The organism is Enorma sp., from assembly GCF_982429025.1.
Genome location: NZ_CEWCAA010000001.1, coordinates 67,205 through 82,964, shown reverse-complemented (window position 1 = coordinate 82,964; position 15,760 = coordinate 67,205). Strand labels below are relative to the sequence as shown.

Here is a 15,760-nt window from a genome sequence, read left to right as displayed (position 1 = left end):
CACCTATCGGCTGCCTGTGGGAGCGGCCCCGGCGCTCTTCCGAAGCTTGCAAGGCAGCCCACGAGCAGAGCTCGAAAGAGCGCACGGCGCGCCCATGTCCCGCGCCACACAAACAGATAAAAGACCGTTATGGCTTCGTTATAGTTGCCCGCGAGCATAGGAAACGTCAGGAAGCGAGACGCGAATAGAAAGGACCTCCATGGCGTTCATGCTCGAAACACGCGGGCTCACCAAACAGTTCGGCCGCGGCGACCACGCCCAAACAGCCGTAGCCAGTGTGAACCTCCACATCAAAGAGGGCGAAGTGTACGGCCTCCTCGGGCCAAACGGCGCGGGCAAGTCCACGACACTCAAGATGATCTGCGGAATGCTTCGCCCCTCGGCAGGGCAAATCCTCATCGGCGGCCACCCGTGGCAGCGCGACGACCTCTACCGCATTGGCTCGCTCATCGAAGAGGCACCGCTCTACCCCAATCTCTCTGCAAGGGAGAACCTGCGCGTCCGCACGACGCTCCTCGGCCTGCCCGAGGAGCGCATCGACGAGGTTCTTGCCGAAGTGGGTCTCGGCAACGTGGGCAGCAAGCGCGCAGGCCGTTTCTCCATGGGCATGAAGCAACGGCTGGGAATCGCGCTCGCCCTGCTCGCGCACCCGCATCTGCTCATCTTGGACGAGCCTACGAACGGCCTCGACCCCATTGGCATCGAGGAACTCCGCGACACCATCCGCGGCTTTGCGGCGCGCGGCATCACGGTCCTCGTCTCGAGCCACATCCTTTCGGAGGTGCAGCAGATGGCAGATTCGGTGGGTATCATCCACGAGGGCAGGCTTGCCCATGAGGACCGGTTGCACAAAGGCCAGGACCTCGAGCAGCTCTTCATGGATGTCTGCAGGCACGGAGGGGCTTCTCGGCAGAGGGAGGTGGCATGATGGCTTCCCTAGATCGATGCCCCGCAGCAAACGCGGGCCGCTTGGGTGCTAGCGCGCAGGCGCCTCGCGTAACCCCAGCCGGCGCACGCACGCCCCGCATCAACTCGACCGACGCGCAGGCGCCCCGCGCCACCTCGACCGGCGCGCAGGCGCCCCGCGCCACCTCGACCGGCGCCCAGGCGCTCCGCGCCACCCTTAGCTCGGCACTTGCCGCGGAGGTGCGCAAGTTCCGGCACGCCGCGCCCATGCGCCTCGCCCTCATCATGGCACTACCGTTTCCACTCATAGCACTCCTTACCGCACCGAGCGGCAACGTGAGCTTCTCGCCCTGGAACTACTGGTACGTGCTCCTCATGCCGGTCACGATCGCCCTGTTCACTGGATGCGTTGCCAACGCCGATGCGCGCATGCGCAATCGCCCGCTCCTCGGTTCAGGAGCCCCGCTCGGGCAGGCCTGGTGGGCGAAGGCGCTCTGGTGCCTCATGCTCTCGGGGCTCTCCAACCTCGTCGTGCTCGCTCTGTACATCGCAGCGCTCGCCATCGGCGGAAGCCTTTCTGCCGCAGCGGTGCTTACCATGGCATTGGCGGCCCTTGCCACCACCATCACGAGCGCATGGATGATACCTGCGGGGCTTTTCCTCACCGCCCGCGCCGGGCTCTTGGCGGGCATCTTCCTGCCGCTCGCCGTTCAGCTTGTGGGCGGGTTCGCCTGGAGCGCCATCCCCGTGCCGCAGCTCTTCCCGCCCTCGGCGACCACCGTCATCCCCACGGCCTTCATACCCGTGCTACCGAGCGGCGAGCCCCTTGCCGCAGATACCGTGCTGGGCGGTGCGCTGGCAGCGAACGGCGCGCTCACCTGGGCGGGCATCGCCGTTGCCGCACTGACGTTTGTCCTGCTCACCGCCGTATCCGCAGCATGGTTCGCGCAATCTGAGGAGGTACGCTGATGAGCATTCTCGCCGAAGCTCGGACAGAGCGCATGACACTCCTTCGCGCCTTGCGTTCCGAGGCACTTCGCCTCGCGCGCTCACCGCTCGCGCCCGTCCACCTCGCCTGCGCGCTCACGGGCGGCACCGCCTGCGGGGTGTACTTCGCCTACGCACCGTGGGATCCGGCCTTTGGCGCAGACGCGTACGTGCAACTGCTTGGCGCGCTTATGCCGCTGATGGCGAGCATCGTCTGCGGGCTCAATATGGACGAGGAACGCCGGGCGGGACGGCTCGCCAATCTCACAGGCGCTCCTTCGCGTGCGGTCGCCATCGCAGCCAAAGCAGCCGTGCTCTGGGCGGCGGGCGCGCTCGCGCTGCTGCTTTCGATGGGTATCTTCGCCAGCGCGCTCGCCCTAACCGGAAGGCTCTCGCTCGGCGCCGAAACGCTCGGCTTGGCCACCGCTGGAATCTGCTTAGGGAGCGCCCCACTCTATCTGCTCTTTATCGCCATTGCCCTACAGAGCGGGCGGAACGCCGCTATCGGTGCAGGTGCGGCGGGGCTCGGCATCGGGCTCTTCTCGGTAGGCGGCCTGGCGCATGGCCTCATGACCGGCGAGCTCACGGCGGCAAGCGGGGGCGTGCTCGGCCTGATTCCCTTTTCCTGGCCTGCACGGCTCGGGTCGCTCGCCGTCGAAGCGGGCATTGCGCGAGCAACGGATGCCGCCCAGGCCGCCGCAATCAGCTCGCTTGCCTGGGCGCTCGCCATCGCAGCGGCCACGCTCACCATAACGGGGCTCGCTGCGCTCATAGTATGGTTCAACCGATTCGAAGGAGGACGAAACGATGCCTAATCCAGCCCCTGCCCGTGCCATGCCTAACCTCACCCGCACCCATGCCGTGCCCAACCCTGCCCGCTTCCGCGCTGTCGCGCTCCTGCTTCCTGCGCTGTTCGCCTGCACCCTGCTCTCGGGCTGTGGAGGCGGCTGGGGCGTGGCGGTGAGCTCGTTGTTCGACCGCGTCTTCATGCCTCAGGAGACCGTCTGGGCGGCCTCCCCAGAACCCGATTCGTTCACCGAGAGCTACGCCGATGCCACCGGCGCCGGTACCAACTACGTCTACCGCGTCCAGGCCGCCACCGCCGATGGTTCGCCCGTTGAAGTTACCCTTATTTCGTACGGGGGCAAGACGTCGGGCGAGGGATGGCTCCAAATCGAAGCTCATGGTGGGTCCGGCGTGCGGTACCGGACCATAGATGAACTCGATGTGCCGCTCGCAGCGCATGAGGCGCTTGCGGCACCCTCTTCTGCATCGTAACGGCGATAATCCATCGCAAAACAAGTTCGAAGCTCGAGTCGGCAGGTTTTATGCGAGCCTCCGAGTAGGCACGACCGCACAATCAACAAAACCCCTGTTGGCAGCTGCGCATTACAGCCGGCTACTCGGCCCATCGGCAAAAATCTTCCGACTCGAGCCTCGAACTGTTTCAACCGTGCGGCGGCATCGAGCAAATGGGGCGAACCCTCTCCCATCGTTATCGCTTCGTTAGAATGTTGGCGCACCATGAAACACGATGAACCACAGACACCGGGTGCCTACGACCTACGAGTCAAACGCGGGCACCACGTGAAACGCAGACACCGGGTGTCCACGATTCACGAACCACGGTGAGCCAACCGCAGCAGAAAGGAGCGAACGTGGCACGCATCATCGCGATCGACGACGAGCAGGCGATACTCGATGTGATCGAGCGCATCCTCAAGCGCGACGGGCACGACGTGCTCTGCCTCGCCGATCCCACCAGCGCTCTAAAGCTGAACCTTGCCCGAGCGGACCTCATCTTATGCGATGTGATGATGCCCGGCATTGACGGCTTCGAGCTCGTGCGCGAGTTGCGGCCGCGCTTCGACGGGCCCATCGTCTTCCTCACCGCCAAAGTTGCCGAAGAGGACGCCGTGACCGGCTACGGCCTCGGCGCCGACGACTACGTACGCAAGCCGTTCGGTGCGGCCGAACTGCGCGCGAAGGTCGCTGCTCACGTGCGCCGAGAACGGCGCGAGCACACGCATGCCATCGCATTTGGCCCGGTTCGTCTGGACCTTGGTGCTCGGCAGGTCACGGTCGATGGCACACCCGTCGCCCTCACTCCCACGGAATATGAAATCTGCGAGCACCTTGCCCGCCATCCCGGTCAGGTGCTCAGCCGCGCGCAAATCTGCGAGGCGCTTTTCGGTTGGGAGCGCGAAGTTGACGATGCGGCCATTTCCATGCACGTAAGTCGTGCGCGCAAGAAGCTCGCCGCCGCCGGAGCCGACCCGATTGCGACCGTATGGGGAATGGGGTACAAGTGGCAGCTTTAAACAGCAGCGATGACCGGGGAGGCCAGCCCGTGCTAGAGGAATGCGAGGTAGCAGGCACCCGTGAAGAGGACGCCGATGGGGCAGGAACCGGCAAGGCCGGTGTTGCCGACGCGCGCGCCCGCCGCGCATGGCGCATGCCGCTTTCCTTCCTCATCGTGCGCTACTTCTTCTACGTGCTCGCCGTCCTCGCGGGAGTATGGCTCGTTGCGTTCACAGCATTCAGCATGACGCTCAACGCCGGGCTCGTCTATTCAGCGAATTACGGCGCGGCCCATGCCAACGAGACCATTACTGCGGTGCAAGAGGCGGGATCGGTAAACGAGGCGAGCATTCCCTCTGCATATCGGTATGCCCATGTAGCCCATGACGGCATGGTGCTTGCCACCGACCTTTCGGCGGAACGTCTTTGTCGTGCGCTCGATGCCACCGCCAGCTTTCGATCTGAGGACACGAGCAGCCCGCAAACGTTTGGCATGGACGGAACCACATATTCGGTGGGCAAGCTCGCAGACGGAACGTTCTGCATTCTCACCAGCACCTACATGCCCGAATACACCACACGAGAGCTACGCGACACACTTCCTAACCCGCAGAACCTCATGATTGCAGCCGGCTGTGCTGGAAGCGCCTTGGCGGTTGCCCTCATCGCGCGACGTGCCTCGTCTGTGCTAACAGGCAAGATGTTGCTGCTAACAGACGCGGCCGAGCGCATCGGGAAGGAGGAGCTCGATTTCGCTGTGGGCGCAAGCAATGTGCGCCAAATTGACGACGTGCTTGCGGCGATGGAACGCATGCGCTCCTCGCTCGCAGATTCTCTTGAAGCGCGCTGGCGCTCCGAGCAAGCACAACGCGACCAGATCGCAGCGCTCGCGCACGATCTCAAAACGCCGCTCACCGTGGTACGCGCTAATGCTGAATTTGTTGCAGAGGAAATGCAGGACCTTGCGAAGCCTGGGGCATGCAATCAACTGGCGAATAGCGCTTTTTCCGATGTCGCCGCTGCTGCGCATGACGCAGCGCAGGGTTGCAAGCAGGTCGATCGATACGTGCAGCTCCTCATAGAGGCATCGCGCGGAAAGGCAGCCGAGGGAGCCAGACAGCGCATCGATGCTGCCAGCTTGGCAAAGCATCTTGAACGAGAGGTCGTCCCGCTCGCACGGACCGCGGGGGTGGAGCTGCGCGTCATACGCGACGACGCCCTCGGGGGCGCGAGCGTTTTCGTTGAAGCCGAAGCGGTTGAGCGCGCAGTGGCCAATGTCGTCTCGAACGCCGTCGACCATGCGCGAAGCCGAGTGCGCATAGCATTTAGCCTTGCAGAACATGACAAGGGTTCCGCTCGCGCGTTCGCCATCGACGTGGAAGACGACGGACCAGGCTTCTCGCCCGCAGCCCTCGAACATGGTTGCGAGCGCTTCTTCCGCGACGATGCGTCCCGCACAGGCGCCGCATCGGGAACACATTACGGCATCGGGCTCTTTGCTGCTGCGGAAACCGCTCGCAACCATAACGGCACCATTGAGCTCACCAACCTCACGAACCCTGATGGCTCCATCCGCGGTGCCCGGGCTGCGCTTCAGCTCCCGCTTGCTTAGCCTGTCGCCCCCTTTGTCCGGCTGGCCCTCCGCATGCTTGATGCACCTTTCATCCTGTCCAACCCAACCCCTCTCCTGTCCAGTGTGCTCTTCCATGCTGTTTTACGCAGTAAGGGCTCGATTTAAGGTGCTTATTGCGTAATTCTGCATGCTACCTTCATCGCGGCACGCCCGCCCGCAACACGCCATCCCATTGTGGTCCGTCACGCCCTCGCGGCGCACGCTCCCGTCGCCGTCCGTTACGCCCCGGCGGCGGCGCGCGCCTCCGTCGGGGTACGCTACACCCCGACGGCATGCCACCCCCACCGCAAGCAACCAAGCGCCCTCGACAGTTCAGCCTATCGCTTCAATTGGCGAGAATCTCGCGCTGCACCCTCTTCGTAAGCTTGGTAAACACAAACCGGTAGCTCATGTCGCACAGATCGAGCACAAGGTCCTCCGACGGGCCTCCGGGCCGCCCAACGCAATCGATATCCACCGATATCCAGGTGCGCCCGTCAGAATAATATCCAGGCAACACTGTGTTCGGATACTCCGCGCGCAGTTCGCGAATGCGATCAGGGTCGCACTTGAGCGAAAGAAGATGCCTGCCGGCATAGGGCTTCTTGGCTTCTGGTGCAGCAACGAACTCGCAGGCAAACTGCTTGCCGCCCACCCAATACACCATCCATCCCCACGCCTCATGGAACGCCCTCGATGCTCCGGCATGCGAGAGCAAGCGTTCGTCTATGTGCGCGTAGTCCATCTATGCCCCCCGAAGACTAGAACTGCACTGACAGCATTCATCGAGACGCTCCGCAACACCCCCGCCTAAGCCCGGCAAGCGTAAACCCGGCAAACGCACGCTACACGAGGGCACTCACCGGATGCCTAATCACCGTCTTGAGATTCTCGGGCTTCGTACGCCGCGGGTCCCCCAGATATATCTCGTGATGCAATCGGACCGCGGGAACAGCACCATGCACATCGAGCGCATCGAGCATCTCAGTGGCATCGAAGTCCCTCGTCGCCTCATGCCCCGCCGGAGACTCGCCGCCCTCGGCGATATCAGTCACCAGCCCTTCGCTCTCGATAAATGACGACAGCTTAGCGATGGTCGCAGGCTCGTCATCGTACGGCCCCCGATGCAAAACCTGAGCGCATGATCCTTCAGCGAAGCGGACCAGGCGTAGGTCGCCCCGGTCGACCGGAACAGCAAGCTCGGGCTTTTTCTGGACGAGTAGCTCACAAACCTTAATGAACACATCGGGAGTCACGAAATCGGGCTGTCTGATGAGCGAGACCCATGACAGAGCCCCTTTGTCGGCGATAACGGTACCATCAAAGGCCCCGGCACCACCCCACCACAGGCCCTCGAGCGGCGGCACCACATAATCGAAGTAGCCGTCAGGCTGCCAGGAACCCATCTTCGCCATCTTCACGGTGTAGGAGAACCCATAGAGCAATGCAAGCGCCCGCGCGTATGCGCCGCCCTCCTCGTTGGGGTCGCCCGTACCGGCGACCGCGGCAAACGTCATCGCCGGCACCTCGACGCGCACCGGCTTCGTCTTGGCCTGATAGAGGTCGCGGTACTCTTTCTTGAAATCGAACGCCATGCCGGCCTCCTCTGCCTCCGGGGTCTCTTTCGTACATACTACACGAACATGTGTTCTCTTTCAAGCTTCTATTCGCGCCGACTGCGAACTAGCGACTCTCCTTCCAGCGCTTGAGCGTGGGAAGCACAGCGCCCAGAAGCGAGGCGCTCTCGTCAACCGTCCAACCCATCGCCTCCGCCATGCGCGGGGCGCAATCCTCAATCATGTCCTCCATGGTGGTTTCGTAGGTATAGGCGCCGTCGTCGTAGCACCATCGGCAGAAATCCTCGACCTCGGTTCCATCCGCCTCGTGGCCATGCTGATCGGGCGCCGTAAACATCATTCCGCAGCTCTGGCAATAGTGTTCCGGCATCTCGAGGAGCTCGGTTACGGGCACATCGAGCGTAACGGCGATGAGCTTCGTCATGTCGATTCCCGGCGCCGTCTCGCCCGTCTCCCACCGACTAACCGCTTGACGGGTGATAAAGAGCATCTTCGCTAGATCTTCCTGTGTGAGCCCGCGCTCGCGGCGCAGACGAGGCAGCACGTCTTTGATAGCCATACCGGCACCTTCCTCGCTGATAACACTCGTGGAATCGCCCTCCCCGAAAGCGGGGCGCGGCATCCCTATTCTCTCCTCGCTCGCCTGTTCCTGTCGAGCAACAAGCTGTTGCGCGGACCCTCTAGGTGAAGGAGCTCTACGGGGCGAAGACGAAAGCCCTCGCCGAACGACGAGCCGCACGTCCCCCCGGCGATGGCCTGCCAAGCGAATCGGCATGCAAACCCGTAAGGAACGGCTGCCCCACGGCACGGCCCGCGCACGCGATGCTTGGCCACCGCACTTGCTACAATCATGTGCGCTGGCAGCGAAGGAAGGAGCACGAGTGAAGCAGGCGGTCGTAGGTCTTCTGGCGCATGTCGACGCAGGCAAGACAACGCTCGCCGAGGCCATGCTCCTCGCCGCGGGCGCCATCCGCACCGCCGGGCGCGTAGACCGCGGCGACTCGCACCTCGACACCGACCCCATGGAGCGCGAGCGGGGCATCACCATATTCGCGTCACAGGCCTCGCTTGACTTGAACGGCACCCACATCATGCTTCTCGACGCACCCGGGCACGTGGATTTTTCCGCAGAAGCAGAGCGCACCATCGCCGCCCTCGACTGCGCGCTCCTCGTCGTGGGCGCCAACGACGGCATCCAGGGCCACACCGAGACGCTCTGGGACCTGCTCCGGCGCCACCAAGTCCCCACGCTCATCTTCATGAACAAATGCGATCTTGAACACCCCGGGCGCAGCGCGCTTATGGCCGATCTTCGCGTACGCCTTTCCCCCGCCTGCCTCGACGGCGCCGCCTTCGCGTCGGGAGATCCCACGGCTCTTGAAGACGCCGCCTCCGCAGACGAGGCGGCGCTCGATGAATACCTCGAGACGGGCTCGATCGCCCCCGCCTCCTATGCAAGGCTCGTCGCAGAGCGTTTCGTCTTCCCCGTCTTCTTCGGAGCTGCACTCCGCAACGATGGCGTGCGTGAGCTGCTCGACGCATTGGCCGCCCTTGTTCCCGAACACTCCTGGCCCACCGCCTTCGCGGCGCGCGTATTTCGCATCAGCCGCTCGGATCGCGGCGAGCGCCTCTCATGGCTCAAGGTCACGGGCGGCACGCTCCGCGCCAAGATGATGGTCGAGGGCGCCGATCATGGCGCGCCATGGGCCGAAAAGATCAACGAGATTCGCCTCTACCAGGGGAAGCGCCACGAAACGGTGGCCGAGTTGCCCGCCGGCAGCATCTGCGCGGTCACAGGCCTCACGCACACTATGCCCGGTAGCGCGCTCGGTGCCGAGGCAACCGCACCGCGCCCCCTGCTCGCCCCCGTCCTCTCCTACCAAGTCATCCCCGCGCCGGGAACCGACGCCTCCGCCCTCGTGCGCGCACTTCGCGAGCTTGCAAGCGAGGACCCGCTCCTCGGAGTTACCTGGCATGAACAGCTCCAAGAGGCCCATATTCAGCTTATGGGCGAGGTTCAGCAGGACGTGGTTCGCGAGCTCCTGCGTGATCGATATGGCATCGAGGTGGGATTCGGCCCCGGCGGCATCCTCTACAAGGAGACGATTGTCGACCCGGTCGAAGGGGTGGGGCACTTCGAGCCGCTGCGCCACTATGCCGAGGTGCGCGTACAGCTGGAACCGCTGCCGCGCGGAACGGGGGTGCAGTTTGGCACGCGCTGCTCTGAAGATGACCTCGATCGTAACTGGCAGCGTCTCGCTCTGAGCAACGCCATGGAGCGCGACCATGCGGGCGTGCTCACCGGGGCGCCCCTCACCGATGTGCGCATCACGCTCATCGCTGGCCGGGCGCACGCCAAACATACCGAGGGCGGAGACTTTCGACAAGCCACGTACCGCGCGGTTCGCCAAGCGCTCATGACGGCTCGCGAGCAGGGAGCGTGTGTGCTGCTGGAGCCATGGTATCGGTTTCGGCTTGTCGTTCCCGCCGATAAGGTTGGTCGCGCGCTCACCGATCTCACGCGCATGGCAGCGGTATTCGAAGCACCCGAAGCAGCAGGCGAGATGGCAGCGATCGAGGGGGTCGTTCCGGCTTCCGAAACCGGCGAATATGGGCTCGAAGTCGCTCGGTATACTGGAGGACGCGGCCGCATCTCACTTGAGCTCGAAGGCTATGCGAGCCGCCATGACGCAGAAGCGGTCATCGAAGCCGCCGCATACGATCCGGAGGCAGACCTCCCCAATACGCCTGACTCCGTGTTCTGCAGCCATGGCGCTGGCCATACCGTCAAGTGGTACGACGTACCGGAACACGCCCACACGACGGTCGACCCCGCGCACCTGCGCCCATGGCGCCCAGCCGACGCTGCGTTTTTTACGAAAAGGCCGTAACCGGTGGACTATGAATTTAACGCGCGCGATCAAGCTCTGCCTTGAGGCGGGCGGCGGCGCTGCGATGGGCCAGGAACGAGAACGCCCCGCACGCTATAACCCATGCGACCATAAGACCTGCAAGCAGTGCGGGCGGTGCAGCCGACCCCATGCCGCAGAGCGCCCGGGCGAGCTCCGCCGCCTGGCCACCCGGCATGAGCCACCACACCTATTGCAACGCACCGCCAAGGCCACGCCCACAAGACCACCCAAGTGTGGCAATCCCGGCGAGGGCGCCCTAATCCTCTTTCACCTGGATGCCCAGAAGACCAGCAAGCTGCACGGCCTGCTCGGGACCAACGATGCAACCGCGCAGCTCGCGGAACGTATTCGATACGATGATGCCGGAAATATCGCATGTTGAAAGGTCTATTCCCAAAAGCGACGTGCGGAACACATCCGCGCGCGTTAGGTCGCACGACTCGAACGCGCTGCGCTTGAGCGAAACGTCGTGCCACAGGCTCTCGGCCAGATTCGTCTTCCGTGCGCGCAAATCGCGAATGGAAGCCTCCGAGAACTCTGCGTAGCGCATCTGGCTCTCTGCCAGCAAGACGCTGGTAAAGCGGCCTTTCTGAAAGCTCAGGCCCGGAGCGGAGCACGAGATGAAGTCACACCGGTTGAGCCAGCAGCGCTCCATCGAGCACGAGATGAACCGGCACCCCATGAACTTTACATCGGTAAACGTGCAACGCGAAAAGTCTACGTCCTCGAACACGCAGGATTTGAAGACCACCTGATCGAATGTTGCGCCCCTGCCGACACCGCGACAAGCTCAAGCCCATCGAAGGCCGTCATCGTCACGAGCGCATCGCCCTCGGCAAAGAGCGCGAGCAACTCGTCGCTGCCCACATGCGCATTGATATGCTCGCTTGCCCGCGCAAACCCTTCACGCCGCGCCATATCGACCTCACCGCACGCCCGAAACCACCCATCGAAGTTGGCCGCCTTGCGAAGGCCCGCTGCGCGGCCCCGCCCATTGTCCCACAAGGCCAACGCGCGCAAAAGGAGGGCACGGAGCGCGACGTCCCGCAAATCCGCGTGCGGTGCCAGAGTCCTGCCATGCCCCACGGATTCGAACGCAGAGCGAGGCCTTGCCATGCCCCGGGAATCCGCACACTGCGCCAGGGCCCTGCCATGTCCCACAAGTCCGCGCACGGCGCCACCCCCCAGCAATGCCCCGGGAATCTATGCGCAGCGCCATGCCCTGCAAATCCACTATGATTTGAATTATGGGCGGGCAAGCCCCCCGCACGACACCAGCGAGGCCACCGCCCGTTAGCCGCCTAACCGCATCTCGCAAAGGAGCACGCATGGCACTTCAGGAGATACCCATCAGCGACCTCAGCATCAATCCGTTCGAGCTCATCGGCACGGAATGGGGGCTCGTGACCGCCGGCGATGCAACGGGCTTCAACACCATGACGGTGAGCTGGGGCGGCATGGGCGTGATCTGGGGCAAAAACGTCGTAACGATCTACGTTCGCCCGCAGCGCTACACCAAGCGCTTCATCGATGCCACGGGCCGTTTCACGCTCTCGTTTTATGCCCCGGAGCACAAGCGCGCGCTCGGGGTGCTTGGAACGAAAAGCGGCCGCGACGGCGACAAAGTTGCCGAGGTGGGGTTCACGCCGTTCTTCCTCGACGGCACGACCGCATTCGAAGAGGCGCGCCTGGTTCTCTCGTGCCGGACGCTCTACGCCGACGACATCAAGCCGGAATGCTTCCTCGACCAAAGCTGCGACAGCGCCCATTACCCCAAGCATGACTATCACACCATGTATATTGCCGAGGTTGAGCACGTCTATCGCGCGGAGTAGGCCGAGTGCAACGTATATGGTTTTCGCGGGTCAGATGGCATGTCAAGACCTTTTGACGGCACCAATGCGCTGTGATTGGGGCCATGTCGGGCCCTTTTGATGGTACGCTAGCTCGCGCCATGGCACGCTCCTTCTCGACAGGGCCGTGCCGAAGATCGAGGGAGGGCAAGCATGCAGATCGGAGCGCGCATACGCAACCATCGTACTCAGGCGGGCATGTCGCAAGACGACCTCGCCATGCGCGTATACGTGAGTCGCCAGACCATCAGCTCGTGGGAAAACGATAAGACGTATCCCGATGTGCAAAGCCTGCTTCTGCTCTCCGAGATCTTCGACACGTCCATCGACGACCTCATCAAAGGAGACGTGGAGACCATGACCAGTACGCTCGATTCAGATGCAACCACCATGAAGCGGCTTGGCTACACCATGCTCGGCTTCCTGGCACTGATGCTGCTTGCTTTGGTTTGGCTAACGGTTCAGCTCGTGGTTTGGGATTGGCCATTTGCCCAGACGTTGCCTACCTTCGTGCTCGCACTCATGCTATGGGGCATCGCGATGTTCGCAGCCGTTTGGGCGGATCGCATCAAAAAGGAGCATGACCTCGTAACCTATCACGAGATCGTCTCCTTCTGGAAAGGCGAGCCCATCGACCGCGATACGCCTCGCGGGCGCCGTTTGCGCTTGATCCCTACCTGGATGAAGGTCATCCGCACGATCGGCATGACGCTTCTCGCGGCAGCGATCGGCGCCTTCGTGGGCTACGGCGGCTCCGCACTCGTTAACCTGCTGTTAGGGTAAGTTCTAGGGCAATGGCGCCGGCACCGCATTTAGATGGTGGCCCGGCACCGGGCAGAATGGCGGCTCAGCGCCGGGCATGGCACGGTCAAATGGCAACGCATTACCTGGTGTCGAGCGGTCAATCGGCTCTCCAAAATCCCGTTATGAAACGCCAACACCCGGTATTGAATTGTCAAAACGGCCATTGCCCATTCAGCGCAGGCGATTAAGGGCGGCGAAGAGCTCGCACGGGCGAGGGCGCGCCAGACCGCAGGCAGCATCTCCGTAAGGCGAAAGCGCCTCCCAACCCTGCTCGTCAAGAACACGGAAGGCCTCGTCTACCACATCCCGTAGCGCGCGCATGCCATCGAGCAGCCCACGCTCGAGCACCACGCGCACCATCTGGGCAAGAGCCGCTGACTGCTCAGCATCCACGAGCTGCTCGACCAAGCGCAGATCTGTGTCGTACGAGCCAACAGAAAACCCGTCACGACCGCGCCCGCGGACCTTGAGATGCTCGTGCCGAGCGGTTCCAGCACCGTCGCCTCCCCTTGCTCGGCCACGACGCCCGGGCCGCCCCGTCGAGCGGCGCTCGAGCCTTCCACCCAGCTCGAGCGGACGCGATGCCGGGGCATCTTGATCCGATGACGATGAAGCGGAGGTCTCGCCCGCCTCGCTCGCCTCACCCGCCTCGCTCGCCTCCCCCGCCGAAACGCCCAGACCGGACACCTCCGGGTACGTGCCCGCCAACCGCGCATCGGCAAGCACAGCCCGTACGCGCTCCGTGATATCGTTTGCCTCGTAGGCGTCCATCTGAATAACGCTATCTGCCACCGGGAAAAACGCTCCCGAGCTTCCCATCACGAGCACGCAGCTCACGCCGTGCCGCTCCCAAAGGGCGCGCACGCGCTCGACGAACGGCGTGATGGGCTCGTGCCCCGCCGCAACCACCGCCTCCATGAGCGCGTCGCGCACCATGAAATTCGTTGCCGATGTGTCTTCATCGATCAGCAGCGTCCGAGCGCCGGCCTCGAGGGCCTCTACAGTCGACGCCGCCTGCGAGGTGCTTCCACTTGCGTCTTCCGTGCTGAACGAACGCGTATCGCGACCATCTGGAAGGTTGTTGATGAACGGGGAAATATCGACCGCATGCACGACGCGGCCGTCTTCCGCGCGCAGCTTCATCGCCGTCTCATCGGTTGCCACAAGTTCGCGCCCATCGCCCGCAATATGGTCGTATACACCCTCTTGCAGTGCTTTGAGCAGAGTCGACTTGCCATGGTAGCCACCGCCCACGATGAGGGTGATGCCCCGGCGAATGCCCATGCCGCGCACACGGCCGCGGTGGGGCAGCTCGAGCGTCACGCGCATGCTTTCGGGAGAGGTGAAGGGCCGAGCGCCCGCAAGCGGCTTCGCCGAGACACCGCTCGACCGTGGCAAGACCGAACCGTCCGCTACAAAGGCCACGAGGCCCCGCTCCCGCATCGCAGAGCGAACTGCCCGCTGATCGTCGGCCAATTCCGCTGCCTTCTGAGCCGCACGCCGCCCAGCGTCATCTAGCATGAGCGCGCGCTCCACACAAACCGGGATGAGGTCCAGCAGCATACGCGCCGCAGCGCGCGCATCGATGGTGCGACCATGCGCCGGGAGACCCGCCTCGAAGCGCAGCATCACCGCGCCATCCGGCGCGATCTCGCTGGCCGACCGCGCGAGTATCTCGGGACCCGGATTGCTTGTTCCGATAAACCCGCTCTTGCCCGAGCCTCCCACCTTGAAGCTCGCCCGCGCCGCCTCCTTCGAGAACCGCCGCACGAGCAGGTCCTCCGTCGCCGTGCGCCTATGCGCGGCATCGCGGCAACATGCCGGAAGCCCGGAAACATCGCCTGGAACAAATACCGCAAGTTGAGAGGGCGCGGCGAACGGATCCCCCTGCACGTGGGCGATATCCAGCTCGAAATCACCGAAATCGTATGTTCCGCGCAGGCCCTTGTATGCCGGATATCCGCGCCGATCGATTGACGCGAGCTGGCGCTCCAAGTCCCGGTCCGTCTTCATGCCGCCCCCTTTGCTAGCTCATCCGATTGTAGCAAGGTGTCCAAGACGCTGCTTGTGGGCGAAGGAGTGCCCGCAGGCACACCGCGCGTACCGCCCGCGCCACCGCACCTGCCCCCGGCCTCACCGAACCTGCCCCCGGCCTCGGTTGGCAAGCAATCACGCATGGGTACCATGGAGTCATCCAGAGAAACGGAGGTGACCGTGACAGCGCTCTTTCTGCTGGCTGCACTCCTAGCCGTTGTGCTCGCCTATTGCGCCGCGAGCATAATCATCATGCGCGCGGGCTGCAGCACCCCGCCCCAAGACCTTGAGTACCTCATCGTGCTCGGCGCCATGGTCCGGCCCGACGGACTGCCCACGCGCGCGCTGCATTATCGGCTCGAAGCGGCGCTTTCCTATCTTGCCGAACACCCCACCACCATCGCTATCGTATCCGGTGGCCAGGGTGCCGACGAACCCGTTAGCGAAGCGGCTGCGATGGCATGCTGGCTCGCAGACCGCGGCGTCGGCAGCGAGCGCATCATTCAGGAGAGCGCCTCGACCACCACAGCCGAAAACCTCTCGCTATCCACTCAACTCGTGCCCGGACTCCGAAAGCGGCGCGTAGGTATCGTGACAAACGACTTCCATCTTTATCGCTCCCTGCTCATCGCCCGCAAACAGGGGTTTCAACGAGTCTGGGGCATTCCCGCCGCCTCCACGCCCGAAAATCTTCCCGTGAACCTCGCCCGCGAGTGCTTCGCCCTCATCAAAAACCGCATCCAGGGCAACCTCTAAACCATCGCAGCCTCCCGG

17 protein-coding genes are annotated in these 15,760 nt (G+C 63.6%); 10 read left to right on the top strand and 7 right to left on the bottom strand.

Annotated elements, in window-relative coordinates:
* The first annotated feature begins 199 nt into the window (after window positions 1-199).
* The 6 genes from AC1VS5_RS00335 to AC1VS5_RS00310 all read left to right on the top strand — a co-directional run bounded on the left by AC1VS5_RS00335 (window position 200) and on the right by AC1VS5_RS00310 (window position 5,806).
* Entirely contained in the window at window positions 200-928 is a 729-nt protein-coding gene (locus tag AC1VS5_RS00335; protein ID WP_481217302.1) for a lantibiotic protection ABC transporter ATP-binding protein, read from the top strand.
* Window positions 925-1,875, top strand: coding sequence for a lantibiotic immunity ABC transporter MutE/EpiE family permease subunit (locus tag AC1VS5_RS00330; RefSeq protein WP_481217301.1), 951 nt, complete (start codon window positions 925-927; stop codon window positions 1,873-1,875). Before AC1VS5_RS00335 ends, AC1VS5_RS00330 begins: the two co-directional genes overlap by 4 nt.
* On the top strand, window positions 1,875-2,708 hold the full coding sequence (locus AC1VS5_RS00325; RefSeq protein WP_481217300.1) for an ABC-2 family transporter permease: 834 nt from the start codon (window positions 1,875-1,877) through the stop codon (window positions 2,706-2,708). The genes AC1VS5_RS00330 and AC1VS5_RS00325 overlap by 1 nt, the downstream gene beginning before the upstream one ends.
* On the top strand, window positions 2,701-3,171 hold the full coding sequence (locus AC1VS5_RS00320; RefSeq protein WP_481217299.1) for a hypothetical protein: 471 nt from the start codon (window positions 2,701-2,703) through the stop codon (window positions 3,169-3,171). Before AC1VS5_RS00325 ends, AC1VS5_RS00320 begins: the two co-directional genes overlap by 8 nt.
* Window positions 3,172-3,551: 380 nt before the next feature.
* The gene (locus AC1VS5_RS00315; RefSeq protein WP_204666428.1) at window positions 3,552-4,214 is read left to right on the top strand and encodes a response regulator transcription factor; all 663 of its coding nucleotides are present in this window, start codon (window positions 3,552-3,554) and stop codon (window positions 4,212-4,214) included.
* A gap of 29 nt (window positions 4,215-4,243) precedes the next feature.
* Window positions 4,244-5,806, top strand: a complete 1,563-nt coding sequence (locus AC1VS5_RS00310; protein ID WP_481217298.1) for a sensor histidine kinase — start codon at window positions 4,244-4,246, stop codon at window positions 5,804-5,806.
* A 346-nt stretch (window positions 5,807-6,152) separates the two neighbouring features.
* Here the strand turns inward: AC1VS5_RS00310 and AC1VS5_RS00305 are convergent, their stop codons facing one another.
* The 3 genes from AC1VS5_RS00305 to AC1VS5_RS00295 all read right to left on the bottom strand — a co-directional run bounded on the left by AC1VS5_RS00305 (window position 6,153) and on the right by AC1VS5_RS00295 (window position 7,942).
* The gene (locus tag AC1VS5_RS00305) at window positions 6,153-6,551 is read right to left on the bottom strand and encodes an MmcQ/YjbR family DNA-binding protein (protein ID WP_481217297.1); all 399 of its coding nucleotides are present in this window, start codon (window positions 6,549-6,551) and stop codon (window positions 6,153-6,155) included.
* Between the two features lie 100 nt (window positions 6,552-6,651).
* A complete protein-coding gene (locus AC1VS5_RS00300) occupies window positions 6,652-7,401 on the bottom strand; it encodes a GyrI-like domain-containing protein (RefSeq protein WP_481217296.1) in 750 nt (249 codons plus the stop codon).
* Between the two features lie 88 nt (window positions 7,402-7,489).
* Complete coding sequence (locus AC1VS5_RS00295; RefSeq protein WP_481217295.1) at window positions 7,490-7,942, bottom strand: zinc ribbon domain-containing protein; 453 nt, start codon at window positions 7,940-7,942, stop codon at window positions 7,490-7,492.
* 322 nt (window positions 7,943-8,264) lie between these two features.
* Between AC1VS5_RS00295 and AC1VS5_RS00290 the strand changes: the two genes are divergently transcribed.
* Window positions 8,265-10,274: a GTP-binding protein gene (locus AC1VS5_RS00290; RefSeq protein WP_481217294.1), complete on the top strand. Its 2,010-nt coding sequence runs from the start codon at window positions 8,265-8,267 to the stop codon at window positions 10,272-10,274.
* A gap of 16 nt (window positions 10,275-10,290) precedes the next feature.
* Here the strand turns inward: AC1VS5_RS00290 and AC1VS5_RS00285 are convergent, their stop codons facing one another.
* From AC1VS5_RS00285 to AC1VS5_RS00275, 3 genes are all read right to left on the bottom strand, one after another.
* The gene (locus tag AC1VS5_RS00285; RefSeq protein WP_204627055.1) at window positions 10,291-10,470 is read right to left on the bottom strand and encodes a hypothetical protein; all 180 of its coding nucleotides are present in this window, start codon (window positions 10,468-10,470) and stop codon (window positions 10,291-10,293) included.
* Between the two features lie 81 nt (window positions 10,471-10,551).
* The gene (locus AC1VS5_RS00280; RefSeq protein ID WP_481217293.1) at window positions 10,552-11,046 is read right to left on the bottom strand and encodes a pentapeptide repeat-containing protein; all 495 of its coding nucleotides are present in this window, start codon (window positions 11,044-11,046) and stop codon (window positions 10,552-10,554) included.
* A complete protein-coding gene (locus AC1VS5_RS00275; protein WP_481217292.1) occupies window positions 11,013-11,213 on the bottom strand; it encodes a hypothetical protein in 201 nt (66 codons plus the stop codon). The genes AC1VS5_RS00280 and AC1VS5_RS00275 overlap by 34 nt, the downstream gene beginning before the upstream one ends.
* Before the next feature lie 410 nt (window positions 11,214-11,623).
* Between AC1VS5_RS00275 and AC1VS5_RS00270 the strand changes: the two genes are divergently transcribed.
* Window positions 11,624-12,130: a flavin reductase family protein gene (locus AC1VS5_RS00270; protein WP_481217291.1), complete on the top strand. Its 507-nt coding sequence runs from the start codon at window positions 11,624-11,626 to the stop codon at window positions 12,128-12,130.
* Window positions 12,131-12,301: 171 nt separating this feature from the next.
* Window positions 12,302-12,931: a helix-turn-helix domain-containing protein gene (locus AC1VS5_RS00265; RefSeq protein ID WP_481217290.1), complete on the top strand. Its 630-nt coding sequence runs from the start codon at window positions 12,302-12,304 to the stop codon at window positions 12,929-12,931.
* A gap of 192 nt (window positions 12,932-13,123) precedes the next feature.
* Here the strand turns inward: AC1VS5_RS00265 and AC1VS5_RS00260 are convergent, their stop codons facing one another.
* Window positions 13,124-14,965 carry an ABC-ATPase domain-containing protein gene (locus tag AC1VS5_RS00260; RefSeq protein WP_481217289.1) on the bottom strand — a complete coding sequence of 614 codons (1,842 nt, stop codon included), beginning with the start codon at window positions 14,963-14,965 and terminating at the stop codon, window positions 13,124-13,126.
* Between the two features lie 162 nt (window positions 14,966-15,127).
* On the opposite strand from AC1VS5_RS00260, the gene AC1VS5_RS00255 reads away from it, so the two are divergent.
* Complete coding sequence (locus AC1VS5_RS00255) at window positions 15,128-15,742, top strand: YdcF family protein (RefSeq protein WP_481217288.1); 615 nt, start codon at window positions 15,128-15,130, stop codon at window positions 15,740-15,742.
* The last annotated feature ends 18 nt before the right edge of the window (window positions 15,743-15,760 follow it).